The 20,026-nt window shown below is 66.9% G+C and carries 20 protein-coding genes; 7 read left to right on the top strand and 13 right to left on the bottom strand.

The window, feature by feature from the left end; translation table 11 throughout:
- Positions 1–3: 3 nt before the first annotated feature.
- The 4 genes from TK49_RS00100 (at position 4) to TK49_RS00085 (ending at position 6,008) form a co-directional block, all read left to right on the top strand.
- A complete protein-coding gene (locus TK49_RS00100; protein WP_045784946.1) occupies positions 4–750 on the top strand; it encodes a DsbC family protein in 747 nt (248 codons plus the stop codon).
- 79 nt (positions 751–829) lie between these two features.
- Positions 830–1,846 (top strand): acrylyl-CoA reductase (NADPH), encoded by a 1,017-nt coding sequence (gene acuI / locus TK49_RS00095; protein ID WP_045784945.1) that lies wholly within the window; start codon positions 830–832, stop codon positions 1,844–1,846.
- 69 nt (positions 1,847–1,915) lie between these two features.
- Positions 1,916–3,778, top strand: coding sequence for a M61 family metallopeptidase (locus TK49_RS00090; protein WP_045787672.1), 1,863 nt, complete (start codon positions 1,916–1,918; stop codon positions 3,776–3,778).
- Positions 3,779–3,791: 13 nt separating this feature from the next.
- Positions 3,792–6,008 (top strand): FUSC family protein, encoded by a 2,217-nt coding sequence (locus TK49_RS00085; protein ID WP_045784944.1) that lies wholly within the window; start codon positions 3,792–3,794, stop codon positions 6,006–6,008.
- Between the two features lie 13 nt (positions 6,009–6,021).
- On the opposite strand, the gene TK49_RS00080 is transcribed toward TK49_RS00085, so the two are convergent.
- The 9 genes from TK49_RS00080 to rpe all read right to left on the bottom strand — a co-directional run bounded on the left by TK49_RS00080 (position 6,022) and on the right by rpe (position 13,682).
- Positions 6,022–6,813 carry a uracil-DNA glycosylase gene (locus tag TK49_RS00080; protein ID WP_045784943.1) on the bottom strand — a complete coding sequence of 264 codons (792 nt, stop codon included), beginning with the start codon at positions 6,811–6,813 and terminating at the stop codon, positions 6,022–6,024.
- Positions 6,810–7,469 (bottom strand): CYTH domain-containing protein, encoded by a 660-nt coding sequence (locus tag TK49_RS00075; protein WP_045784942.1) that lies wholly within the window; start codon positions 7,467–7,469, stop codon positions 6,810–6,812. Before TK49_RS00075 ends, TK49_RS00080 begins: the two co-directional genes overlap by 4 nt.
- Before the next feature lie 3 nt (positions 7,470–7,472).
- Positions 7,473–8,276 (bottom strand): indole-3-glycerol phosphate synthase TrpC, encoded by an 804-nt coding sequence (gene trpC, locus TK49_RS00070; protein ID WP_045784941.1) that lies wholly within the window; start codon positions 8,274–8,276, stop codon positions 7,473–7,475.
- 11 nt (positions 8,277–8,287) lie between these two features.
- On the bottom strand, positions 8,288–9,325 hold the full coding sequence (trpD, locus tag TK49_RS00065) for an anthranilate phosphoribosyltransferase (RefSeq protein ID WP_045784940.1): 1,038 nt from the start codon (positions 9,323–9,325) through the stop codon (positions 8,288–8,290).
- Between the two features lie 13 nt (positions 9,326–9,338).
- Positions 9,339–9,764, bottom strand: a complete 426-nt coding sequence (locus TK49_RS00060; RefSeq protein WP_394372256.1) for a lysozyme inhibitor LprI family protein — start codon at positions 9,762–9,764, stop codon at positions 9,339–9,341.
- A complete protein-coding gene (locus tag TK49_RS00055) occupies positions 9,761–10,330 on the bottom strand; it encodes an aminodeoxychorismate/anthranilate synthase component II (protein WP_045784938.1) in 570 nt (189 codons plus the stop codon). The genes TK49_RS00060 and TK49_RS00055 overlap by 4 nt, the downstream gene beginning before the upstream one ends.
- Before the next feature lie 16 nt (positions 10,331–10,346).
- Positions 10,347–11,876: an anthranilate synthase component I gene (gene trpE, locus TK49_RS00050; RefSeq protein ID WP_045784937.1), complete on the bottom strand. Its 1,530-nt coding sequence runs from the start codon at positions 11,874–11,876 to the stop codon at positions 10,347–10,349.
- Positions 11,877–12,240: 364 nt separating this feature from the next.
- Positions 12,241–12,954, bottom strand: a complete 714-nt coding sequence (locus TK49_RS00045; protein WP_045784936.1) for a phosphoglycolate phosphatase — start codon at positions 12,952–12,954, stop codon at positions 12,241–12,243.
- Entirely contained in the window at positions 12,954–13,682 is a 729-nt protein-coding gene (gene rpe / locus TK49_RS00040; protein WP_045784935.1) for a ribulose-phosphate 3-epimerase, read from the bottom strand. Before rpe ends, TK49_RS00045 begins: the two co-directional genes overlap by 1 nt.
- A 130-nt stretch (positions 13,683–13,812) precedes the next feature.
- Between rpe and apaG the strand changes: the two genes are divergently transcribed.
- Complete coding sequence (gene apaG / locus TK49_RS00035) at positions 13,813–14,187, top strand: Co2+/Mg2+ efflux protein ApaG (RefSeq protein WP_045787671.1); 375 nt, start codon at positions 13,813–13,815, stop codon at positions 14,185–14,187.
- Here the strand turns inward: apaG and TK49_RS00030 are convergent, their stop codons facing one another.
- Positions 14,188–14,418 carry a hypothetical protein gene (locus tag TK49_RS00030; protein ID WP_045787670.1) on the bottom strand — a complete coding sequence of 77 codons (231 nt, stop codon included), beginning with the start codon at positions 14,416–14,418 and terminating at the stop codon, positions 14,188–14,190.
- Between the two features lie 78 nt (positions 14,419–14,496).
- Here TK49_RS00030 and mltA point away from each other — a divergent pair, with 78 nt between their 5' ends.
- Positions 14,497–15,639: a murein transglycosylase A gene (gene mltA / locus TK49_RS00025; RefSeq protein WP_045784934.1), complete on the top strand. Its 1,143-nt coding sequence runs from the start codon at positions 14,497–14,499 to the stop codon at positions 15,637–15,639.
- A gap of 141 nt (positions 15,640–15,780) precedes the next feature.
- Here mltA and paaK read toward each other — a convergent pair whose 3' ends face one another.
- From paaK to paaG, 3 genes are all read right to left on the bottom strand, one after another.
- Complete coding sequence (gene paaK, locus TK49_RS00020) at positions 15,781–17,085, bottom strand: phenylacetate--CoA ligase PaaK (RefSeq protein ID WP_045784933.1); 1,305 nt, start codon at positions 17,083–17,085, stop codon at positions 15,781–15,783.
- Between the two features lie 202 nt (positions 17,086–17,287).
- The gene (gene paaI / locus TK49_RS00015) at positions 17,288–17,755 is read right to left on the bottom strand and encodes a hydroxyphenylacetyl-CoA thioesterase PaaI (protein ID WP_226946993.1); all 468 of its coding nucleotides are present in this window, start codon (positions 17,753–17,755) and stop codon (positions 17,288–17,290) included.
- 3 nt (positions 17,756–17,758) lie between these two features.
- On the bottom strand, positions 17,759–18,547 hold the full coding sequence (gene paaG, locus TK49_RS00010) for a 2-(1,2-epoxy-1,2-dihydrophenyl)acetyl-CoA isomerase PaaG (protein ID WP_045784931.1): 789 nt from the start codon (positions 18,545–18,547) through the stop codon (positions 17,759–17,761).
- A gap of 86 nt (positions 18,548–18,633) precedes the next feature.
- Here paaG and TK49_RS00005 point away from each other — a divergent pair, with 86 nt between their 5' ends.
- Positions 18,634–19,410, top strand: coding sequence for an enoyl-CoA hydratase (locus TK49_RS00005; RefSeq protein WP_045784930.1), 777 nt, complete (start codon positions 18,634–18,636; stop codon positions 19,408–19,410).
- Positions 19,411–20,026: the final 616 nt, after the last annotated feature.

Below are 20,026 nucleotides of genomic sequence, written 5' to 3'. Positions count from 1 at the left end.
TTTATGTCGTTTCGTATTCGGGTGGCGGCCATCGCCTCTGCGGTGGCTGTGGCGGCCATTGGCGCGAGTTACGTATTGAGCGCCGGTGCCGCCGAGCCCGCATTGGACAAGGTCAAGGCCACCGTGCAGAAGGCGCTGGGCTCCAACGTGGAGATCAAGAGCGTGGCCAAGTCGCCGCTGGCGGGACTGTACGAAGTGAACCTCGGCAGCCAGGTGATCTACACCGATGCCACCGGCCGCTACGTGCTCAACGGAGACCTGCTCGACACGCAGACCGCCACCAACATCACCCAGGAGCGCCTGGCCGAGCTGAACCGCGTGAAGTGGTCGGACCTGCCGCTGGACCGCGCCGTGAAGTGGGTCAAGGGCAATGGCTCGCGCAAGATCGCCGTGTTCTCCGATCCGAACTGCCCGTACTGCCACAAGCTCGAGCAGATGCTCACGCAGGTCGACAACATCACGGTCTACACCTTCCTCTTCCCGATCCTGTCGGAAGACTCGAACACCAAGGCCAAGCAGATCTGGTGCTCGGCCGACCGCGCCAAGGCCTGGCGCGAGTGGATGACGGCCAAGACCGCGCCGGGCGGCACGGGCACCTGCGACACGCCGCTCGAGGCCAACCTGAAGCTCGGGCAGCAGCTGAACGTGACCGGCACGCCGGCGATCATCTTCCCGGATGGCTCGCGCGCGCCGGGCCTGATCGACGCGGCCACGCTGGAGCGCAAGTTCGCCGCGCTGAAGAAGTCGTAAGCCATGCCGCAAAGAGCGCCGGTTTCGTCCGGCGCTTTTTCTTTGGGCATTTGCATTCACAACACGCTGGGAGACCGACATGTCGTTTCGCGCCCTGATGCTGGAAAAGCAGGACGGCGGGCCGCTGGCCCATATCGTTGACCTCGACGACGCGGCGTTGTCCACGCCAGAGGCGCGCGCCAACGAGGTGACGGCCGGCGACGTGCTCATCCGCGTGGACTGGTCGACCATCAACTACAAGGACGGCCTGGCCATCACGGGCAAGGGGCCGGTCGTGCGCAAGTGGCCGATGGTGGCGGGCATCGACGGCGCTGGCGTCGTCCTGGAGTCGTCGCATCCGGATTGGCGGACGGGGGATGCGGTCATCCTCAACGGCTGGGGCGTCGGCGAGACGCACTGGGGCTGCCTCGCGCAGCAGGCGCGCCTGTCGGGCGACTGGCTGGTGGCGCTGCCGGCGGGGCTCGATGCGCGCCAGGCCATGGCGATCGGCACGGCGGGCTACACGGCGATGCTGTCCGTGCTGGCGCTCGAGCGCGCCGGTGTGAAGCCGGGCGACGGCGAGGTGCTGGTGACGGGTGCGTCGGGCGGCGTGGGGTCGATCGCCATCGCGCTGCTGGGCAAGCTCGGCTATCGCGTGGTGGCCTCCACGGGCAAGACGGGCGAGGCCGATTTTCTGCGGGCGCTGGGCGCGACCGACGTGATCGACCGCGCGGAACTGTCCGCGCCCGGCAAGCCGCTGCAGAAGGAGCGCTGGGCCGCTGTGGTCGATTCGGTGGGCTCGCACACGCTCGCCAACGCGTGCGCGCAGGTGCGCTACGGCGGCGTGGTCACCGCGTGCGGGCTGGCGCAAGGCATGGATTTTCCGGCCACCGTCGCCCCCTTCATCCTGCGCGGCGTGACGCTGTGCGGCATCGACAGCGTGATGGCGCCGCGCGCCCTGCGCCAGGCCGCGTGGGAGCGCCTGGCCGTCGACCTGCTGCGCGACCGCCTCGCTGCCATCACGCGCGAGGTGACGCTCTCGGGCGCCATCGACGCGGCGCACGACATCATGGCCGGCAAGATGCGCGGGCGCGTGGTCGTCGACGTCAATCGATAGGCCGATTCGCGGACGATTTGCGCGCGGTGGCCGTCGGTAACATGGGGCGGCAACGCTACAATGCTCGCCATGAAGCCGATCCGCTACACCATCGTTCCGAGCGCGCCCGAGGCGCACGTGTTCACCGTCACGGTCACGGTCGATTCGCCTGACGGCCGGGGCCAGCGCTTCTCGCTGCCGGCGTGGATTCCGGGCAGCTATATGATCCGCGAGTTCGCGCGCAACATCGTGCGCATCGAGGCGTCGTCCGGCGACAAGCCGGTGCGGCTCACCAAGCTGGACAAGCACAGCTGGCAGGCCGCTCCGTGCAGCGGGCCGCTCACGGTGTCGTACGACGTCTACGCCTGGGACCTCTCCGTGCGGGCCGCACACCTCGATGCCACGCATGGCTTCTTCAACGGCACGTCGGTGTTCCTGCGCGTCGAGGGCGCGGATGCGCAGCGCTGCCTGGTCGACATCCAGCCGCCCGCCGGAGACGCCTACCGCAGCTGGCGCGTGGCCACGGCGCTGCGCGAAGCCAGCGGCCGCATCAACGGCAGGGCGGGGGCCAAGCGCTACGGCTTCGGCTGGTACGAAGCCGTCGACTACGACGAACTGATCGACCATCCCGTCGAGATGGGCACCTTCGATCTGGTGTCGTTCGAAGCGTGCGGCGCGCAGCATGACGCGGTCTTCACGGGCCGCGTGCCGAACCTCGACCTGGAGCGCATTGCCCGCGACTTCAAGCGCATCTGTGAGGCGCAGATCCGCCTGTTCGAGCCGCAGACGGCCACCGCGCCGTTTCTCGACAGCAACCGCCGCTACGTCTTCATGACGATGGTCACCACCGACGGCTATGGCGGGCTGGAGCACCGTTCCAGCACCGCGCTCATGTGCGCGCGCAACGATCTGCCCGTCGTCGGCCGCGACGAGACCACCGAGGGCTACCGCACCTTCCTCGGCCTCGTCAGCCACGAGTATTTCCACACCTGGAACGTCAAGCGCATCAAGCCCGCGGCCTTCGTGCCGTATGCGCTCGACCGCGAGGTCCACACGCCGCTGCTGTGGCTGTTCGAGGGCTTCACGAGCTACTACGACGATCTGATGCTGGTGCGCTCGGGGCTCATTTCCGAGGCGCAGTACCTCGAGATGATCGCCAAGACATGGAATGGCGTGCTGCGCGGCAGCGGTCGCCTCAAGCAGAGCGTGGCCGAGAGCTCGTTCGACGCGTGGACGAAGTACTACCGGCAGGACGAGAACGCGCCCAACGCCATCGTCAGCTACTACACCAAGGGTTCGCTGGTGGCGCTGGCGCTCGATCTGACGATCCGCACGCAGACCGGCGGCGAACGCTCGCTCGACGACGTGATGCGCGCTCTCTGGGCCGCCTACGGCCGCGATTTCTATGCGCCCGGCCATGTGCAGCGTGGCGTGACCGAAGCCGAGCTGATCGCCCTGATGGAAGAGATCACCGGCCTGCGCCTGCGCACGCTGGTGCGCCAGGCCACCGAAGGCCGCGATGACCTGCCGCTGCCGGCGCTCTTCAAGGCGATGGGCGTCAGCGCGACGCGCAAGGCGGTGGATTCCGCGCTTGCGCTTGGCGTCAAGGCGGGCGTCGAAAACGGCTTCGTCAAGCTGCAGCAGGTGTTCGACGGCGGCCCGGCGCAGCGCGGCGGCCTGTCGGCCGGCGATCTGATCGTCGCAGTCGACGGCCTGCGGGTGCCGGCGGGCCAGCTCGACAAGACCCTGACGCGCTACCGCGCCGGCGACACCGTCCCCGTGCACGTGTTCCGCCGCGACGAGCTGATGCAGCTGAACGTGAAGCTGGCCACCGATGCGACGCCGCAGTTCACGCTGGCGCTGGCCCCGGAGCCCTCGCCGCTGCGCTCGGCGTGGCTCGGCAAGCGGGCGGCGGCGCGCAGCACGCGTTCGGCGCGCGGGAAGTCGGCCTGAGCTGCGCAGCCCAATGGACTACGTCCACGATCCACGCACGTTTCTTTACAGCCATTACGTTTCACGCGGCATTCGCACGGCCACGGGCGTGATCGGCCTGACGCTGCTCGCGCTGCTGATGATGGACCTGCAGGGCGCGATGGTCGTCTCCATCGGGGCGTTGTGCACGAGTCTCATGGACCTGCCCAGCCCGCTGCGGCACAAGTTCAACGAGATGATGGCGTGCGTGCTGCTGACCACCGCAGTCACGTTCATCGTGGCGGTGGCCACGCCGTACGCGGTGCTGCCCGTGGTGATCGTGGCGGTGGCCTTTTTGGCCGGGCTGATGGTGGCGTACGGCAACAAGACGATGCCGCTGCAGTTTGCGGCGCTGTTCGTCATGACGCTGACCTTCACCGAGGAGTTCGCCTTTCGGGAGGCGGTCGAGCACACGCTGCAGTTCTTCCTCGGGGCCAGCGGCTACATGGCGTTCGCCCTGGTGGTCGCGTGGGTGCAGCGGCGCCGCATCAAGGAGCAGGTGCTGGCCGAATGCCTGTATGAACTGGCCGTCTACGTGGAGCGCAAGGCCGGTTTCTACGATGCCGCCAAGGATTTCGACGAGCAGTTCAACGCGCTCGTGCGCCAGCAGATTTCGGTGGCTGACAAGCAGCAGGTGGCGCGCGACTTTGTTTTCCGCGACAACCGCACCGCCAGCGACGGGCGTCTCGTGCAGATCCACATGCGGATGCTCGATCTCTACGAGTACCTGCTGTCGTCCAACACCGATTACCCCGTGCTGCGCCAGTGGCTGGCCGACGCCGAGGTGATGCGGCTGCTGCGCGACGTGATCGAGCGCATGCGCATGGACATCGAAGGCGTGGCCTATGCTGTTGGCCGCGACCGGCCGTCGCCCACGCCGATGTCCTACGAACAGGAGATGGCCGCCATCGAGGCGGCGTTGCACGAACTGCAGCGCAACCACCACGGTGTGCCGATCGAGGCGATTGCCGCGCTGGAAGAATCGGTGGCGACCGTGCAGGGCGCGATCCGCCTCATGGCGCAGCTGCATGCTGCAACCGCCACGCCGGTCGAGTTGTCGCAGGTGCTGCTGCGCCCCGACATGACGCCGTTCCTCACGCGCCAGAAGTACGAACTGCGGCTGGTGCTGGAGGAGCTGACATGGCGCTCGCCGGTGCTGCGCTTTGCGCTGCGCATTTCCATGGCCGTGGCGGCCGGGCTGTGGATTGCCGACCGCCTGCCGTACAGCTCGCACGGCTACTGGGTCTTGCTGACCATCGTTGTGATCCTCAAGCCGACCTTCAGCATGACGCGTCAGCGCAACGTCGACCGCGTGCTGGGTACGCTCATCGGCTGCGTGATCGCTGCGGTGATCCTGCGGTTCACCCATTCGACGTGGATCCTGATGAGCGTGCTGTACCTGTCGACGGCGGCCAGTGCGGCGTTCGTCACCGTGCGCTACCGCTATACCGCCATTGCGGCGTGCGTGCAGGTGCTCATCCAGATCAACCTGCTGCTGCCGGGCAGCAAGGGCGCGATCGGCGAGCGCCTGGTCGACACGCTGATCGGCGCGGCCATCGCCACCGTCTTCAGTTACGTGCTGCCCAGCTGGGAATATCGCAACCTGCCCAAGCTGGTGGACGACGTGCTGCGCACCAACCGCCGCTTCATCGAGGCCGCGCGCGATCTGCTGCTCGGCACGCTCAAGGACGACTTTGCGTATCGCGTGCAGCGCAAGCAGTACATGGAATCGCTCACGGGGCTGATCTCGGCCTTCGCCCGCATGCTCGACGAGCCCAAGAGCCGCCACCGCGCCGTCGACAACCTGAACCGCTTCATCGTGCAGAACTACCTGGTGGCGGCGCATGTGGCGGCGGTGCGCATCCTCGTGCGCCAGCGCGCGCAGGAGCTCGACGAAGCCGACACGCGCGCCCTCGTCGAGCAGACCGCCGAGGCGGCGCTCGAAAGCCTCGCCCGCGCCAAGGAGCGCTTCGACCAGGCCGTGCACGAAGGCGGCTGGGGCGTGCGCCCGCGAGATACGCAGGAACTCGGCGCTGCCGATTTCGCCGACAAGTCGGCGCGCTCCCGCATGGTGGAGGCGGCCACGCAGTCCGAGTCGCTGTCGGCCGCGCACTTGCTGGAGCGGCGCCTGCAGGCGCTGCGCGCCGATACGGCGAAGATCGCGCTGCGGTGTGGGGCGCTGGGTCGCGCGTTGCGGGTCGCCCGCGACTAGGCGGGGCGCGCCCTCAGGCTGCCTGGGGCTTCAGCCAGTCAATCGCGGGTTGGCCCTGTGCCGCGAGCCATTCATTCGCCCGCTTGAAATGCCCGCACCCCAAGAACCCGCGATGCGCCGACAGCGGCGACGGATGCGGCGCTTCCAGCACCAGGTGCCCGTCCGGCAGCAGCGCGCGCTTGGCCTGCGCGTGGCTGCCCCACAGCATGAACACGCGCTTGTGGCCGACGCGCGCGAGTTGTTCCAGCAGGCAATCGGTGATGCGTTCCCAGCCGCGCTTGGCGTGACTGGCGGCCTGACCTTGCTCGACCGTGAGCACGGTGTTCAGCAGCAGCACGCCTTGCCGCGCCCAGCCCTCGAGGTTGCCCGACGTGCCTGGCAGCTTGCAGCCGTATTCCGCTTCGATTTCCTTGTAGATGTTGCGCAGGCTCGGCGGCACGCGCACGCCGGCGGGTACCGAAAAGGCCAGGCCGTGCGCCTGCGGAATCTCGCGGCCATCGACCGTGCCGGTGCCGTGATACGGGTCCTGACCCAGGATGACGACGCGCACATCGTCCACCGACGTCAGATGCAGCGCGCGGAAAACCTCGGTCGGGAAGATCGGTTTGCCCGACGCGCGCTCCCCGTCGACGAAAGCGCAAAGCCCCGGCCAGTTGGTCTGCGCGATGCACGGCGTGAGCAGCGCCTTCCAGTCGGCGGGGAGGGCATCGAACTGCCGGGCCAGCGGGGTGAAGCCCACGGCAGCCGTGTCCGCAGCGGGCTCATCGAAGAGGGCGGCTTGCGCGGGATGGGCGCGTCGCGTCATGCCTGGCCCTCGATGGTCTTTGCACGCAAGTGGTAGCCGCGCTGCGCCTTGCTGATGTCGAGCGGCGTGAGGCCCGGCACTGCGGCGCGCAGCGTGCGCGTCCATGCGTGCAGGCGCTGGGCGATCGCCTCTTCGCCGAGCGTGGTGCCGGCGGCCGGCTTCCACTCCAGTTCCAGTTCGTCGATCGGCTCGCGTGCCTGGGTGCCGGGGATGAGGATGGCGCCGGCGTCCAGCGCAATCTCGATCTCGCCGTCCTCCACTGCCGCGCGCCACAGGCGGCGCGTGAAGTCGGTGCGGAACAGCGGGGCGAGTGCGGCGGCATGGGGCCGGACATAGTCGGCGGCTTCGGCGGCGTCGTGCGTCACGAAGGCATCGACCGACAGCGCATCGCTTTGCAGCGGCACTTCCCATTCATGCCGGGCGCTCAATCCCGCCGTACTTACTGCTGCGGTCTTGAGTGTCTGCAGCCACTGGTTGCCTTGGCGGCGCACGCGCAGCGCGGCGCGGTTGCGCGCGAGGGTCTGGTCGGGCGTGTCGTAATAGACGTTTGCCAACTCCACGGAGCCTGACGCCTTGGCGTTCGCATCCAGCCAGCCCACCAGCGCATCGTGCGCGCCCGCCGGCACGGACAGCTTCAGTTCGATTTCACGGGCCATCGATCAGGCAAACAGGCGGGCAAGTTCGGCGCCCGGGTCGTCGGCGCGCATGAATGCCTCACCGACGAGGAAGGCGTTGACGGCGGCGGCGCGCATCTTGCGCACGTCGTCAGGCGTGAGGATGCCCGATTCGGTCACGACGATGCGGTCATCCGGCATGTGCTTGAGCAGGCCAAGCGTGGTGTCGAGCGAGGTTTCGAACGTGCGCAGGTTGCGGTTGTTCACGCCGACCAGCGGGGTCTGCAGGCGCAGCGCGCGGTCCAGCTCGTGGCCGTCGTGCACCTCCACCAGCACGTCGAGGCCCAGTTCGAGCGCGCACGCTTCGAGTTCGACCATCAGCCCCTGGTCCAGTGCGGCAACGATCAGCAGGATGCAGTCCGCGCCCCACGAGCGCGCTTCGTACACCTGGTACAAGTCGACCATGAAGTCCTTGCGCAGCACCGGCAGCGCACAGGACGCGCGCGCCTCGCGCAGGTAATCGGCGTGGCCCTGGAAGAACTGCTCGTCGGTGAGCACCGATAGGCACGCGGCGCCGTGCTCCGCATAGCTGCGGGCGATGTCGGCAGGGTTGAAGTCCGGGCGCAGCACGCCCTTGGACGGCGAGGCCTTCTTCACCTCGGCGATGACGGCGGCGTGGCCGGCGGCGATCTTCTCGCGGATGACCGTGGCAAAGCCGCGCGGGCCGAGGGCGCTGTCGCTGCGGTTGGCTTCGGCCTCGGCGCGCACGCTGGCCAGGTCACGATGCTTGCGCGCGGCGGCGACTTCTTCGGCCTTCACGGCCAGGATCTTGTTCAGGATGTCGGACATGGTGAACAGGCTTAGGCTTTGAACTGGTTGCTCACGCGCACGAGCTCGTCGAGCTTGGCACGCGCCGCGCCGCTGGCGATGGCCTCGCGCGCAAGCTTCATGCCGTCGCCGATGGAGCCGGCAATGTTGGCGGCATACAGCGCCGCACCCGCATTGAGCGAGACGATCTCGCGCGGCGTGCCCGGCTTGTTTTCCAGCGCGTCGATCAGCATGGCTTTGGATTCTTCCGCATCGGCCACCTTCAGGTTGCGGTTCGACACCATCTGCAGCCCAAAGTCCTCCGGGTGGATTTCGTATTCGGTGACCACGCCGTCTTTCAGTTCCCCGACCAGCGTGGCGGCGCCCAGCGACACTTCGTCCATGCCGTCCTTGCCGTAGACCACCACGGCGTGCTTTGCACCGAGGCGCTGCATGACGCGCACCTGAATACCGACCAGGTCAGGGTGGAACACGCCCATCAGGATGTTCGGCGCGCCGGCGGGGTTGGTCAGCGGCCCCAGGATGTTGAAGATCGTGCGCACGCCCAGTTCCTTGCGGATCGGGGCGACGTTCTTCATGGCCGGGTGGTGGTTGGGCGCGAACATGAAGCCGATGCCGACCGTCTCGATCGACTCGGCCACCTGCTCGGGCGTGAGCATGATGTTCACGCCCAGCGCCTCGAGCACATCCGCGCTGCCCGATTTGGAGCTGACGCCGCGTCCGCCGTGCTTGGCGATGCGCGCACCGGCCGCCGCTGCCACGAACATCGAGGCGGTGGAGATGTTGAACGTGTTGGCGCCGTCGCCGCCCGTGCCCACGATGTCGACAAAGTGGTCGGACACCTCAGCGGGCACCTCGACCTTGGTGGCGAATTCGCGCATGACGGTGGCGGCGGCCGCGATCTCGCCGATGGTTTCCTTCTTGACGCGCAGCCCCATGGTGAGCGCGGCGGCCATGACGGGCGACATCTCGCCGCGCATGATCAGCCGCATCAGGTGCAGCATTTCGTCGTGGAAGATTTCGCGGTGTTCGATGCAGCGGACGAGCGCTTCTTGCGGGGTGATGGGCATGGTCGTTCGGGATTCAGTTGGGGGACGCCGGGGCCGGGGTTGCCGGCACAGCTTGGCGCAAGGCGCCGATGCGCTCGCGCAAGAGGTCGGCCTCGCATGCGGCTTCAGCCAGGTCGGCATCGGTGGTATTGCGGGCCAGGCGGCGGTGCAGGTCGCATTCGGCCTGCCGGTAGAGCTGGTGGGCGCGCACGGTGCGGTCGAACGCCATGGCGGCGCCTTTGTCCGTGCCGTTGTTGGCGGCGATGCCGGCGCGCAGCGCGGTGCGGCGTGCCGATTCGGCGGAGGCCAGTTCCGCCAGGGCCGCCTTGCGGGCAGCCTGCACGCAGCGCGACACGTCGCCGGCCTCGGGCTGGGCGGCGCGGCAGGCTTCCAGCGTACCGGCCATCGCCGGAAGGCTCGCCATCATCGCGACCGCGATCGCGCATGCGCGGCGCATCAGACGCGTTCCTTCAGGAAATTGGCGAGCAGCGCGTGGCCGTGTTCCGACAGGATCGACTCCGGGTGGAACTGCACACCCTCCACCGGCAGCGTCTTGTGGCGCACGCCCATGATTTCGCCGTCTTCGGTCCAGGCGGTAATTTCCAGGCAGTCGGGCAGCGTTTCGCGCTCAATGGCAAGCGAGTGATAGCGCGTCACCTTGAAATGCCGCGGCAGGTTGGCGAACACGCCCACGCCGGTGTTTTCGATGGTGCTGACCTTGCCGTGCATCACTTTCTGCGCGCGGATCACGCGGCCGCCAAACGCATCGGCAATCGCCTGGTGTCCAAGGCACACGCCCAGGATGGGCACGCGCCCCGCAAAGTGCTTGAGCGCCGGAACCAGGATGCCGGCTTCCGTCGGCGTGCACGGGCCGGGCGACAGGCAGATGCGCTCCGGATTCAGCTTTTCGATCTCTTCGATCGTGATCTCGTCGTTGCGCACCGTGCGCACATCCTGGCCGAGTTCGCCGAAGTACTGGACGATGTTGTAGGTAAAGGAGTCGTAGTTATCGAGCATCAGCAGCATGGTGGTCTCCTTAACCTCAGAAATCGGCGTCGAGGCCGTCTTGCACTTGCTCGGCCGCACGCAGCACGGCGCGCGCCTTGTGTTCGGTCTCCCTCCATTCGGCATCCGGGTCCGAATCGGCCACCACGCCGGCGGCGGCCTGCACATAGAGATTGCCGTCCTTGATGATGCCGGTGCGGATGGCGATTGCCAGATCCATCTCGCCCGAGAACGAGAGATAGCCCACCGCGCCGCCGTAGATGCCGCGCTTGACCGGCTCCAGCTCGTCGATGATCTCCATCGCGCGCACCTTGGGCGCGCCCGACAGCGTGCCCGCGGGGAAGGTCGCGCGCAGCACGTCCATGTTCGTCATGCCCGGTTTCAGGCGGCCCTCTACGGAGCTGACGATGTGCTGCACGTGCGAATACTTCTCGATGACCATCTGGTCCGTCACCTTGACCGAGCCGATCTCGGCAATGCGGCCGATGTCGTTGCGCGCCAGGTCGATCAGCATGACGTGTTCGGCGATTTCCTTCGGGTCGTTGAGCAGCTCGGTGGCGAGTTCTGCGTCGCGCTCGGGCGTGTTGCCGCGCGGGCGCGTGCCGGCCAGCGGGCGGATCGTCACGATGCGGGCGAATTCGTCGGCGCCGTTGCCGTTGGTGGATGCCGGGATGCGGCGCTCTTCCTGGCGCACTAGGATTTCCGGCGATGCGCCGACGATCTGCATGTCGCCGAAGTTGTAGAAGTACATGTACGGCGACGGGTTCAGCGAACGCAGCGCGCGGTACAGCGACAGCGGTGCATCGCGGAACGGCTTGACCAGGCGCTGGCCGATCTGCACCTGCATCATGTCGCCGGCAGCGATGTATTCCTTGGCCTTGAGCACGGCGGTGATGTAGTCCGCCTTGTCGAACTCGCGGATGGTGTCGGTGCGCACCGACGGCGATGTCACCGGCACATCCACCGGCTGGTGCAGCTTGGTGCGTAGGGCGCGCAGGCGCTGCTTGGCGTGCGAATACGCCTCGGGCTTCGACGGATCGGCGTAGACGATCAGGTAGAGCTTGCCGGACAGGTTGTCGATCACGGCCAGCTCTTCGCAGAGCATGAGCTGGATGTCGGGCAGCTGCAGATCGTCGGGCGGGGCGGTTTCAGCCAGGCGGGGCTCGATGAAGCGCACGGCGTCGTAGCCGAAATAGCCGGCCAGGCCGCCGCAGAAGCGCGGCAGGCCCGGGCGCAGCGCCACCTTCTGGCGACGCTCGAAGGCGGCGATGAAGTCCAGCGGGTTGCCCTCGTGCGTCTCGACGACCTTGCCGTCGGTCACGACTTCCGTGCGGTTGCCCTTCACGCGCAGCAGCGTGCGCGCATGCAGGCCGATGAAGGAGTAGCGCCCGAAGCGCTCGCCACCCACCACCGACTCCAGCAGGAAGGTGTTGGTGCCACGGTCGTGCGATTGCGCCAGCTTCAGATACAGCGACAGCGGCGTCTCCAGATCGGCCAGTGCCTCGGCAATCAGCGGGATGCGGTTGTAGCCCTGGTCGGCCAGCGATTTGAATTCGAGTTCGGTCATGAGCGGTCAGATCGATTCGCCGACAGGTGCTATTGCCCGCACCGGCATGCGTTCGCTCCACGGCAAAGCGCGTTGTGCCGTCGGAACGTTAGCAGAACATGAGGGATGGGAACGCGAAACACCATGCGATCCCGCAAGGGCCATCCGCAAGCCGACAGGGCAGTCAACGGAAGACCGGCGGGCGGTCAGCGTTTGGGGCAGGAGATACAGAGGTGGTTCTGGCAGGGTACGCCGAAACCGGGGGAAGAACGATCAGCAGCCGGTCAAACGCTTACGCCCGAGCGAGGGCGTGCCAGGGTCGCCAGGGCCAGGCCCCCCGGTCACCACGAGCGAAGATGCGTTTGCGATTCAGGAACATGGATCGTCAGTTGGAAGCGGCAGAGACGGCGTTGTGGGGTTCCGCATGGGGCCGGATCCACTCGGCTGCCGCAAAAAGTGTGTCGACTATAGCATCGGCTCCGGCGTGCTGTATAGGCTGGCCGTGGTTGTAGCCATACGGCACTGCCAGCACGCGCATGCCGGCGGCGCGGGCCGCGCGGGCGTCGTTTTCCGAGTCGCCGATCGCCACCACTTCGGTCGGATTCACGCCGAAGGCCTCCGCCACACGCAGCATGGGGTACGGATCGGGCTTGCGGTAGGCGAAGGCGTCGCCCGGGTAGACGAGGTCGAAATAGGTGTCCAGGCTGAGCTGCGCCAGCAGCGGTTGCGTGAAGTCGCGTGGCTTGTTCGTCACGCATGCCAGGGCGAGGCCCATGTCGCGCAGTGCCGCCAGCCCTTCACGCACGCCGTCATAGACGCGCACGTACTGGCCGTTGATGGCGATGTACGCGCGCTGGTAGGCATCCAGCGCCTCGGCGAAGCGGCTGTTGGCCTGGGCCGGCGGCAGGCGCGCGTCGAGCACACGCCGCACGAGGTTCTCCGAACCCTTGCCGACGTAGCTGACGACTTCCTCCACCGGCATGTCCGGCGTGGCGCCGAGCGCCTCAAGCATGGCGTTGATGGCGGCGTGGAAGTCGCCGGCCGTGTCGACCATCGTGCCGTCCAGGTCGACGATGACGGCGCGCACGGGCCTGTGCATCAGGCCCCCACGCCCGCCAGCGCCTGGCGCAGTGCGCCGACCGTGCCGCGGTAGCCGCCGTCCGCATCGGGCTTGCCGAAGACGGCCGAACCGGCCACGAATGTGTCGGCGCCGGCCTGGGCGATCTCGGCGATGTTGTCGGCCTTCACGCCGCCGTCGATCTCCAGCAGGATCTTGCGGCCGCTCTTTTCCTGGTACGCATCGAGCTTCTGGCGCACGGCGCGCAGCTTGTTCAGCGCCTCGGGAATGAACGACTGGCCGCCAAAGCCGGGGTTGACCGACATGATCAGCACCATGTCCAGGCGGTCCATCACGTGATCCAGGTAATGCAGCGGCGTGGCCGGGTTGAAGACGAGGCCGGCCTTGCAGCCGTTGTCGCGGATCAGCGCCAGCGAGCGGTCGATGTGCTCGGACGCTTCCGGGTGAAACGTGATCAGGTCGGCGCCGGCCTTGGCAAAGTCGGGGATGATGCGATCGACCGGGCGCACCATGAGGTGCACGTCGATCGGCACCGGCTTGCCATCCTTTTGTGCGTGCGGCCGGATGGCCTCGCACACGAGCGGGCCGACGGTCAGGTTCGGCACGTAGTGGTTGTCCATCACATCGAAGTGGATCCAGTCGGCGCCCGATTCGAGCACGCGGCGCACTTCTTCGCCCAGGCGGGCAAAGTCGGCGGACAGGATGGACGGAGCGATGCGGAAACCGGACGGGTCGATGGCGACAGGCATGATGGAGCGCTGATTGAACGCGGATGCAGGAAGAAGGCCGCCATTTTAGCCGGGTTCAGTGGCCCGGCCGCGCCTTGCCGCTGGTCCGGCCATGCCCCACAATGGGCGCCAATTCTGATTGTGGATCGACATGCCGAGCTACGAACTCACCGTCCAGGTCCGGACGCGCTATCTGCCGGAGCAATCCGAGCCGGAGCAGGGCAACTACGCTTTTGCCTACACCATCACCATCCGCAACACCGGCGACGTGCCGAGCCAGCTGATCTCGCGCCACTGGGTGATCACCGACGCCGATAACCGTGTGCAGGAGGTCAGCGGTCTGGGCGTGGTCGGTCACCAGCCGCTGCTGCCGCCGGGCGAATCGTTCGAATACACGAGCTGGGCGACCATCAACACACCCGTTGGGACGATGCGCGGCGAATACTTCTGCGTGGCCGAGGACGGCCACCGCTTCGAGGCGCCGATCCCCGAGTTTGCGCTGGCAATGCCGCGCATGCTGCACTGATTACGCTGAAGCCTTGGGCGGCTGCGAATCTTCCGGCTTGGCGTCGGTCGATTCCGAAGGACTGGAGCCCGAGCCCTGGCGCGACGGATGCTCGGGGGGCGCACGCAGCGGGCGAGGGTGCTTCTTGGCGCCCGACATCGTCCAGACCACGATGAAGATCAGCAGGAACAGCGCCACACCGGCCTCCAGGCCGAACAGCATCATCGGATGGTTTTCAAAGAATTCGCTCATGATCGACGGCGGGGTGCGTGCGCGGATGCGGGGCATTGTAGCCAAGCCCGCCGCCTCGCCGGACAGGATGGAACAGGCATGACAGCAGCAACTCCCGACGTATTGACGCCTGCCCGTGGCACGGCTTCGCGCCGATGGGCCGGCCTGGCCGCCACGCTCGTTGCCGCCCTGCTGGCGGCGTGCACCAGCGGCCCGCCGCCGCGCGTCGAAACGCCGCAGGCCCCCACCGGGACGCTGGGCGGCCATCTGGCGCCCGCCACCTGGGCCGACGTGGCGGGCTGGACCGCCGACGATCTCGCCACCGCCTGGCCGGCGCTGCAATCCAACTGCCAGGCGATGAAGCGCCGCGCCGACTGGGCGCGCGTCTGTTCCGCCGGCTTGATGGTCGACGCTGGCGACCCGATCGCCATGCGTGTCTTCTTTGAGGAGAATTTCACGCCGTATCGCGTGGTGAAGGACGACGGCACCGACAGCGGTCTGATCACCGGCTACTACGAACCCCTGCTGCGCGGCTCGCGCTATCGGCACGGGCCGTACCAGACGCCGCTGTATCGCATGCCCGCCGCGTGGCGCGGCAAGACGCTGCCGGCGCGCGCGCAACTGATCCGCAGCCCGGCGCTGCAAGGCCAGGAAATCGTCTGGGTGGATGACCCGGTGGAGGCCGCGTTCCTGCAGATCCAGGGTTCCGGACAAGTCCAGCTGGAAGAGGGCGGCATCATGCGCCTGGGCGTGGGCGGCACCAACAACCAGCCGTTCCGCTCCTTCGCGCGCTGGCTGCTCGACATGGGCGAGATCACGCCTCAGCAGGCCACCATGCAGGGCATCAAGGCCTGGGCGCGGGCCAACCCCGCCCGCGTGGAAGAGATGCTCAACATCAACCCGCGCTACGTGTTCTTTGCCGAAACGCCAGGCAACACCGCCGGCCCGATCGGCAAGCTGGGTGTGCCGCTCACGGATGAGCGCTCGATTGCGGTGGACCCGACGTACATCCCGCTGGGCTCGCCGGTATTCCTGTCGACGACCAAGCCGCTGTCGGCCGAGCCGATCCAGAAGCTGGTGTTCGCGCAGGACGTGGGCTCGGCCATTCGCGGCGCTGTGCGTGCCGACTATTACTTCGGCCACGGCGACGCCGCCGGCGATCTGGCCGGGCGCATGAAGCAGGCCGGCCGCTTGTGGGTGCTGGTACCCAAAGGCGGCAGCGTCGGCGTCGCCGCCCGTTAATTCGCTCACGATCCTACGGCGGGGCCCGCTTGGCTCCGACTTGCCAAATGCGTGTTTGCCATACTGGTTGGTGCACCGCTGTGCTTTCTGAGCCGATCAGGCGCGTTCGCTACGGAGCGTGAGCCCGTTCCAGGGCGCGACCTATCCGCGCCGCAAGTCGACCACGCGGCGCGCCTTGCCGACGGAGCGCTCGATGCCACCGGTGGCCAGGATCTCGATCGCAGCAGTCACGCCGATCAGCGACTTGATGTCATGCGCCAGCTGGCGGCTCGCCGATGCGGCGGCGTCGGCCGGTGCGCCAAGGGCGGCCTCAATGCGCACCGTCAGCGTATCCAGCGGCCCCTCCTTGCCGAGCACGCATTGGTAATGCGGGGACAGCGCCGCGTGCTTGAGGATCAATTCCTCGATCTGTGACGGGAACACGTTCACCCCGCGCACGATCATCATGTCGTCGCAGCGGCCGGTGATCTTTTCCATGCGACGGAAGCCGGGCCGCGCGGTGCCGGGCAGCAGGCGGGTGAGGTCGCGCGTGCGGTAGCGCACCACCGGCATCGCCTCCTTGGTCAGCGACGTGAAGACCAGTTCGCCGAATTCGCCGTCGGGCAGCACGTTGCCGGTGTTCGGGTCGATGATCTCGGGGTAGAAATGGTCCTCCCAGATGGTGGGGCCGTCCTTGGTTTCGGCGCATTCGCTTGCCACGCCGGGGCCCATCACTTCCGACAGGCCGTAGATGTCCACGGCCGACAGCCCCATGCGGGCCTCGATGGCCGCGCGCATCTCGGGCGTCCAGGGCTCGGCGCCGAAGATGCCGATCTGCAGGCTGGATGCGGCGGGGTCCATGCCCTGGCGCTCGAATTCGTCCGCGATCGCGAGCATGTAGCTGGGCGTCACCATGATGATCTGCGGCTCGAAATCACGGATGAGCTGCACCTGCCGCTCGGTCTGGCCGCCGCCGAACGGAATCACCGTCAGACCCGCGCGCTCGGCGCCGTAGTGCGCACCCAGCCCGCCGGTAAAGAGGCCGTAGCCGTAGCTGACGTGGACCTTGTCCCCGCGCCGTGCCCCGGCCGCACGGATCGAGCGCGCGACCAGCCCGGCCCATGTCTCGATATCGGCCAGCGTGTAGCCGACCACCGTGGGTTTGCCCGTCGTGCCCGACGATGCGTGGATGCGCGCAATCCGGTCCTGCGGCACCGCAAACATGCCGAACGGATAGTTCTCGCGCAGATCGCTCTTGGTGGTGAATGGAAATTTGGCCAGATCGGACAGGGAGCCCAGGTCCGACGGGTGCACGCCGGCCGCATCGAACTTGGCCCGGTAGGCGGGCACGTTTTCATACGCGTGAGCCAGGCTGCGTTTCAGGCGTTCCAGCTGCAGTGCCTGGACGGCGTCGCGGCTGGCGGTCTCGATCGGGTCGAGAGGCAGGTCGGTCGAGCGGGGGCGCATGCAGGTCTCCTCCGGGGCGCCGTCGTGCGAACCTGCTTAAGATCGTATTTCGCGTCCCGATCTTGGCCCTGCGATGCGCACCGTACCCATGCACGGTGGCGCCTCTCGGGCCGAGTCGGGCCGCTCGCTACGGATCGTGAACAGGTTCTAGGGCGTCCTCTAATGATGGTGTGCGGTGTCGGGGGTCTTCTATCGCGTCGGACTACGGTTCCGGGCTGCCGGGAACAGGAATGACGTGGCCGCGAATCTGCGCGGACTTGCCGCGGAACATGGCCACCACCTCGTCGTTCTGATTCGACACGCGCACGTCGTAGACCCCGTGCCGGCCGGACAGGACCTGCTCGGCGGCCTCGGCGGTCAGCACGTCCCCGCCCTGCGCGGGCCGCAGGAATTCCACACTGCAGCCCGCCGCCACCGTGTTGTGATTGTGGCTGTTGCACGCAAAGGCAAAGGCGGAATCCGCCAGCGTGAAGATCAGCCCGCCATGGCAGGTGCGGTGCCCGTTGAGGAACTCGGGCCGCACCGTCATCGAGAGGCGGGCGTAGCCGGGCCCGACGGCCTCCAGCCGCATGCCCAGCCAGCGGGTGCAGGCATCGGCGTCATACATGGATCGGCAGGCGGCCTCGGCCAGCGCCTGCGCATCTTGGAGGGCAGTCTCGGTCACGCTGATCCCTTATTCGCCGGTGAAATGCGCCACGCGCTTGTTGAGGAAGGCGTCGACGCCCTCCGCGTAGTCCCTTGATCTGCCCAGTTCCCGCTGCAGATCGCGCTCCAGGTCCAGCTGCGCATCGAGCGATTGCGTGGGCGCGGCGTGCATGGCCCGCTTGATGGCGGCCAGCGCCCGGGTCGGCTGCTTGGCAAGGTGCTCGGCCATCGCGTGCACTTCGGTCATGAGGATCCTGGCGTCGTGGTACACGCCCCAGATGAGGCCCCAAGCCAGCGCCGTCTTGGCGTCGAGCTTTTCCCCCAGCATCGCCAGGCCCATCGCCCGCGCCACCCCGATGCGCTGCGGCAGGAACCACGTCCCGCCCGAATCCGGCAGCAGGCCGATCTTGACGAATGCCTGCAGGAAGCACGCATTCTCGGCCGCCAGCACGATGTCGCAGGCCAGCGCCAGGTTCGCACCCGCACCGGCCGCGACGCCGTTCACGGCGGCAATCACCGGCAGGGGCAGGGCACGCAGGCGGCGCACCAGCGGGTTGAACTGCTCGTCGATGAGTTGGCCCAGGTCGGTCATCTGCCCGGGCGTGAAACTGAGTTCGGAAAGATCCTGCCCCGCGCAGAAGCCGCGTCCGGCCCCGGTCAGGATCAGCGCGCGGGCCTTCTGGCGCTCGACCTTGTCCAGCGCGTCACGCAGTTCGCCGTGCATGGCGGCCGTGAAGCTGTTGAGCTGATCGGGCCGGTTCAACGTGATCGTGGCCACGTGTTCATGCCAGTCGAGCAGAATGCTGGGGCTCGTCATGATCTTGTCTCCTCCTCGGTCATCGGTTCATTGATTAACCGACCGGTTGGTCGGCTAATATTACATCCATTCCAACAGGAGCTTCCATGTCCTACGAAAACATTCTGGTCGAAACGCGCGGTCGTGTTGGTCTTGTTACGTTGAACCGGCCGAAGGCGCTCAACGCCCTCAACGATGCGCTCATGGATGAACTGGGCGCCGCGCTGCTCGCCTTCGATGCCGACGCGAACATCGGCGCCATCGTCATCACCGGCAGCGAAAAGGCGTTCGCCGCCGGCGCGGACATCGGCGCCATGGCCGACTACGACTTCGCCACCGTCTATAGGAATGAATACATCACGCGCAACTGGGAGACCATCCGCCGCATCCGCAAGCCGGTGATCGCCGCGGTGGCCGGCTACGCGCTGGGCGGCGGCTGCGAGCTCGCCATGATGTGCGACATCATCCTCGCCGCCGACACCGCCAAGTTCGGCCAGCCCGAAATCAAGCTCGGCACCATGCCGGGCGCAGGCGGTACGCAGCGCCTGCCGCGCGCCGTATCCAAGGCCAAGGCCATGGACCTGTGCCTCACGGCCCGCATGATGGGCGCCGAGGAGGCCGAGCGCGCCGGCCTGGTCTCCCGCGTCATTCCCGCCGACAAGCTGCTCGACGAAGCCATCCAGGCCGCGGAAACCATCGCTGGCTTCTCCTTGCCCGCCGTCATGATGATCAAGGAGTCCATCAATGCGGCTTATGAGACCACGCTGACCGAGGGCGTGCACCTGGAGCGCCGCCTGTTCCATGCCACGTTCGCCACGGAAGACCAGAAAGAAGGCATGCGCGCCTTCCTCGAAAAACGGGCGGCCGCCTTCAAGCACCAATAAGCAGGGCCGGCGAAGCGTCTCTTCGGGAATACCCGAGTAACTGTCTCGGGTATGCTGGGTGCGGTTTTGGGGCGGCTGGAAAGCCCGCGAGCCAAGCTCTGGACTGGGCTCGCGGGCTTTTTTCATGGCTGCGTCATCAGCGCGTCACGACAAAGGTGTTGCCAAGCTCCGGAAACCCCCCTAATATTCGCCCCTCGCTGCACGACGCAGCGCCGAAACGAAAGCGACGGCGGGGCGTGTGAAGCGGTGGAGAAGTAGGAGTGGTGCGGGTTTCCGGGTGGTTGAAGTTGTTGACCGGCTGGATGTCGCGAAGAGGTTAGCGGCGAGTTGAACGAAAAAATTTCTTCAGCAAGTTGTTGACAGCGACGAAAAAGCTCTGCATAATCTCGTTTCTCTGCTGCAGACAACGCAGCGACGCGATAAACAAAGTTGATCGCGAAGTTCTTTAACAAGCAAACAGCCGATAAGTGTGGGCGCTTGATGACGGATGCGACGAACGCGAGTTCGTTAGCTTACAAGTTATGAAGTGCTCGCACAGAAGTAAGGTTTGAACGAAAGTTCAAGTCAGATTCTGAGAGTGAGCGACCGCTCGTAAAGAGCGAAACAGCAGATTGAA

Origin of the sequence: Ralstonia mannitolilytica (assembly GCF_000954135.1) — a bacterium.
GTDB lineage: Bacteria > Pseudomonadota > Gammaproteobacteria > Burkholderiales > Burkholderiaceae > Ralstonia > Ralstonia mannitolilytica.
The sequence above is the reverse complement of the archived record's forward strand: the minus strand, read 5'-3'. Positions and strand labels throughout refer to the sequence as shown.

What these genes read in the sequence shown, in the direction of transcription:
- trpD (WP_045784940.1), bottom strand. Translation starts at nt 9,325, where the DNA reads ATGCCCATCACCCCGCAAGAAGCGCTCGTCCGCTGCATCGAACACCGC.
- TK49_RS00055 (WP_045784938.1), bottom strand. Translation starts at nt 10,330, where the DNA reads ATGCTGCTGATGCTCGATAACTACGACTCCTTTACCTACAACATCGTC.
- TK49_RS00080 (WP_045784943.1), bottom strand. Translation starts at nt 6,813, where the DNA reads ATGACGCGACGCGCCCATCCCGCGCAAGCCGCCCTCTTCGATGAGCCC.
- mltA (WP_045784934.1), top strand. Translation starts at nt 14,497, where the DNA reads ATGACAGCAGCAACTCCCGACGTATTGACGCCTGCCCGTGGCACGGCT.
- TK49_RS00045 (WP_045784936.1), bottom strand. Translation starts at nt 12,954, where the DNA reads ATGCACAGGCCCGTGCGCGCCGTCATCGTCGACCTGGACGGCACGATG.
- TK49_RS00005 (WP_045784930.1), top strand. Translation starts at nt 18,634, where the DNA reads ATGTCCTACGAAAACATTCTGGTCGAAACGCGCGGTCGTGTTGGTCTT.
- TK49_RS00075 (WP_045784942.1), bottom strand. Translation starts at nt 7,469, where the DNA reads ATGGCCCGTGAAATCGAACTGAAGCTGTCCGTGCCGGCGGGCGCGCAC.
- paaG (WP_045784931.1), bottom strand. Translation starts at nt 18,547, where the DNA reads ATGACGAGCCCCAGCATTCTGCTCGACTGGCATGAACACGTGGCCACG.
- TK49_RS00100 (WP_045784946.1), top strand. Translation starts at nt 4, where the DNA reads ATGTCGTTTCGTATTCGGGTGGCGGCCATCGCCTCTGCGGTGGCTGTG.
- TK49_RS00085 (WP_045784944.1), top strand. Translation starts at nt 3,792, where the DNA reads ATGGACTACGTCCACGATCCACGCACGTTTCTTTACAGCCATTACGTT.
- paaK (WP_045784933.1), bottom strand. Translation starts at nt 17,085, where the DNA reads ATGCGCCCCCGCTCGACCGACCTGCCTCTCGACCCGATCGAGACCGCC.
- rpe (WP_045784935.1), bottom strand. Translation starts at nt 13,682, where the DNA reads ATGCCTGTCGCCATCGACCCGTCCGGTTTCCGCATCGCTCCGTCCATC.
- trpC (WP_045784941.1), bottom strand. Translation starts at nt 8,276, where the DNA reads ATGTCCGACATCCTGAACAAGATCCTGGCCGTGAAGGCCGAAGAAGTC.
- trpE (WP_045784937.1), bottom strand. Translation starts at nt 11,876, where the DNA reads ATGACCGAACTCGAATTCAAATCGCTGGCCGACCAGGGCTACAACCGC.
- apaG (WP_045787671.1), top strand. Translation starts at nt 13,813, where the DNA reads ATGCCGAGCTACGAACTCACCGTCCAGGTCCGGACGCGCTATCTGCCG.
- acuI (WP_045784945.1), top strand. Translation starts at nt 830, where the DNA reads ATGTCGTTTCGCGCCCTGATGCTGGAAAAGCAGGACGGCGGGCCGCTG.
- TK49_RS00090 (WP_045787672.1), top strand. Translation starts at nt 1,916, where the DNA reads ATGAAGCCGATCCGCTACACCATCGTTCCGAGCGCGCCCGAGGCGCAC.
- TK49_RS00030 (WP_045787670.1), bottom strand. Translation starts at nt 14,418, where the DNA reads ATGAGCGAATTCTTTGAAAACCATCCGATGATGCTGTTCGGCCTGGAG.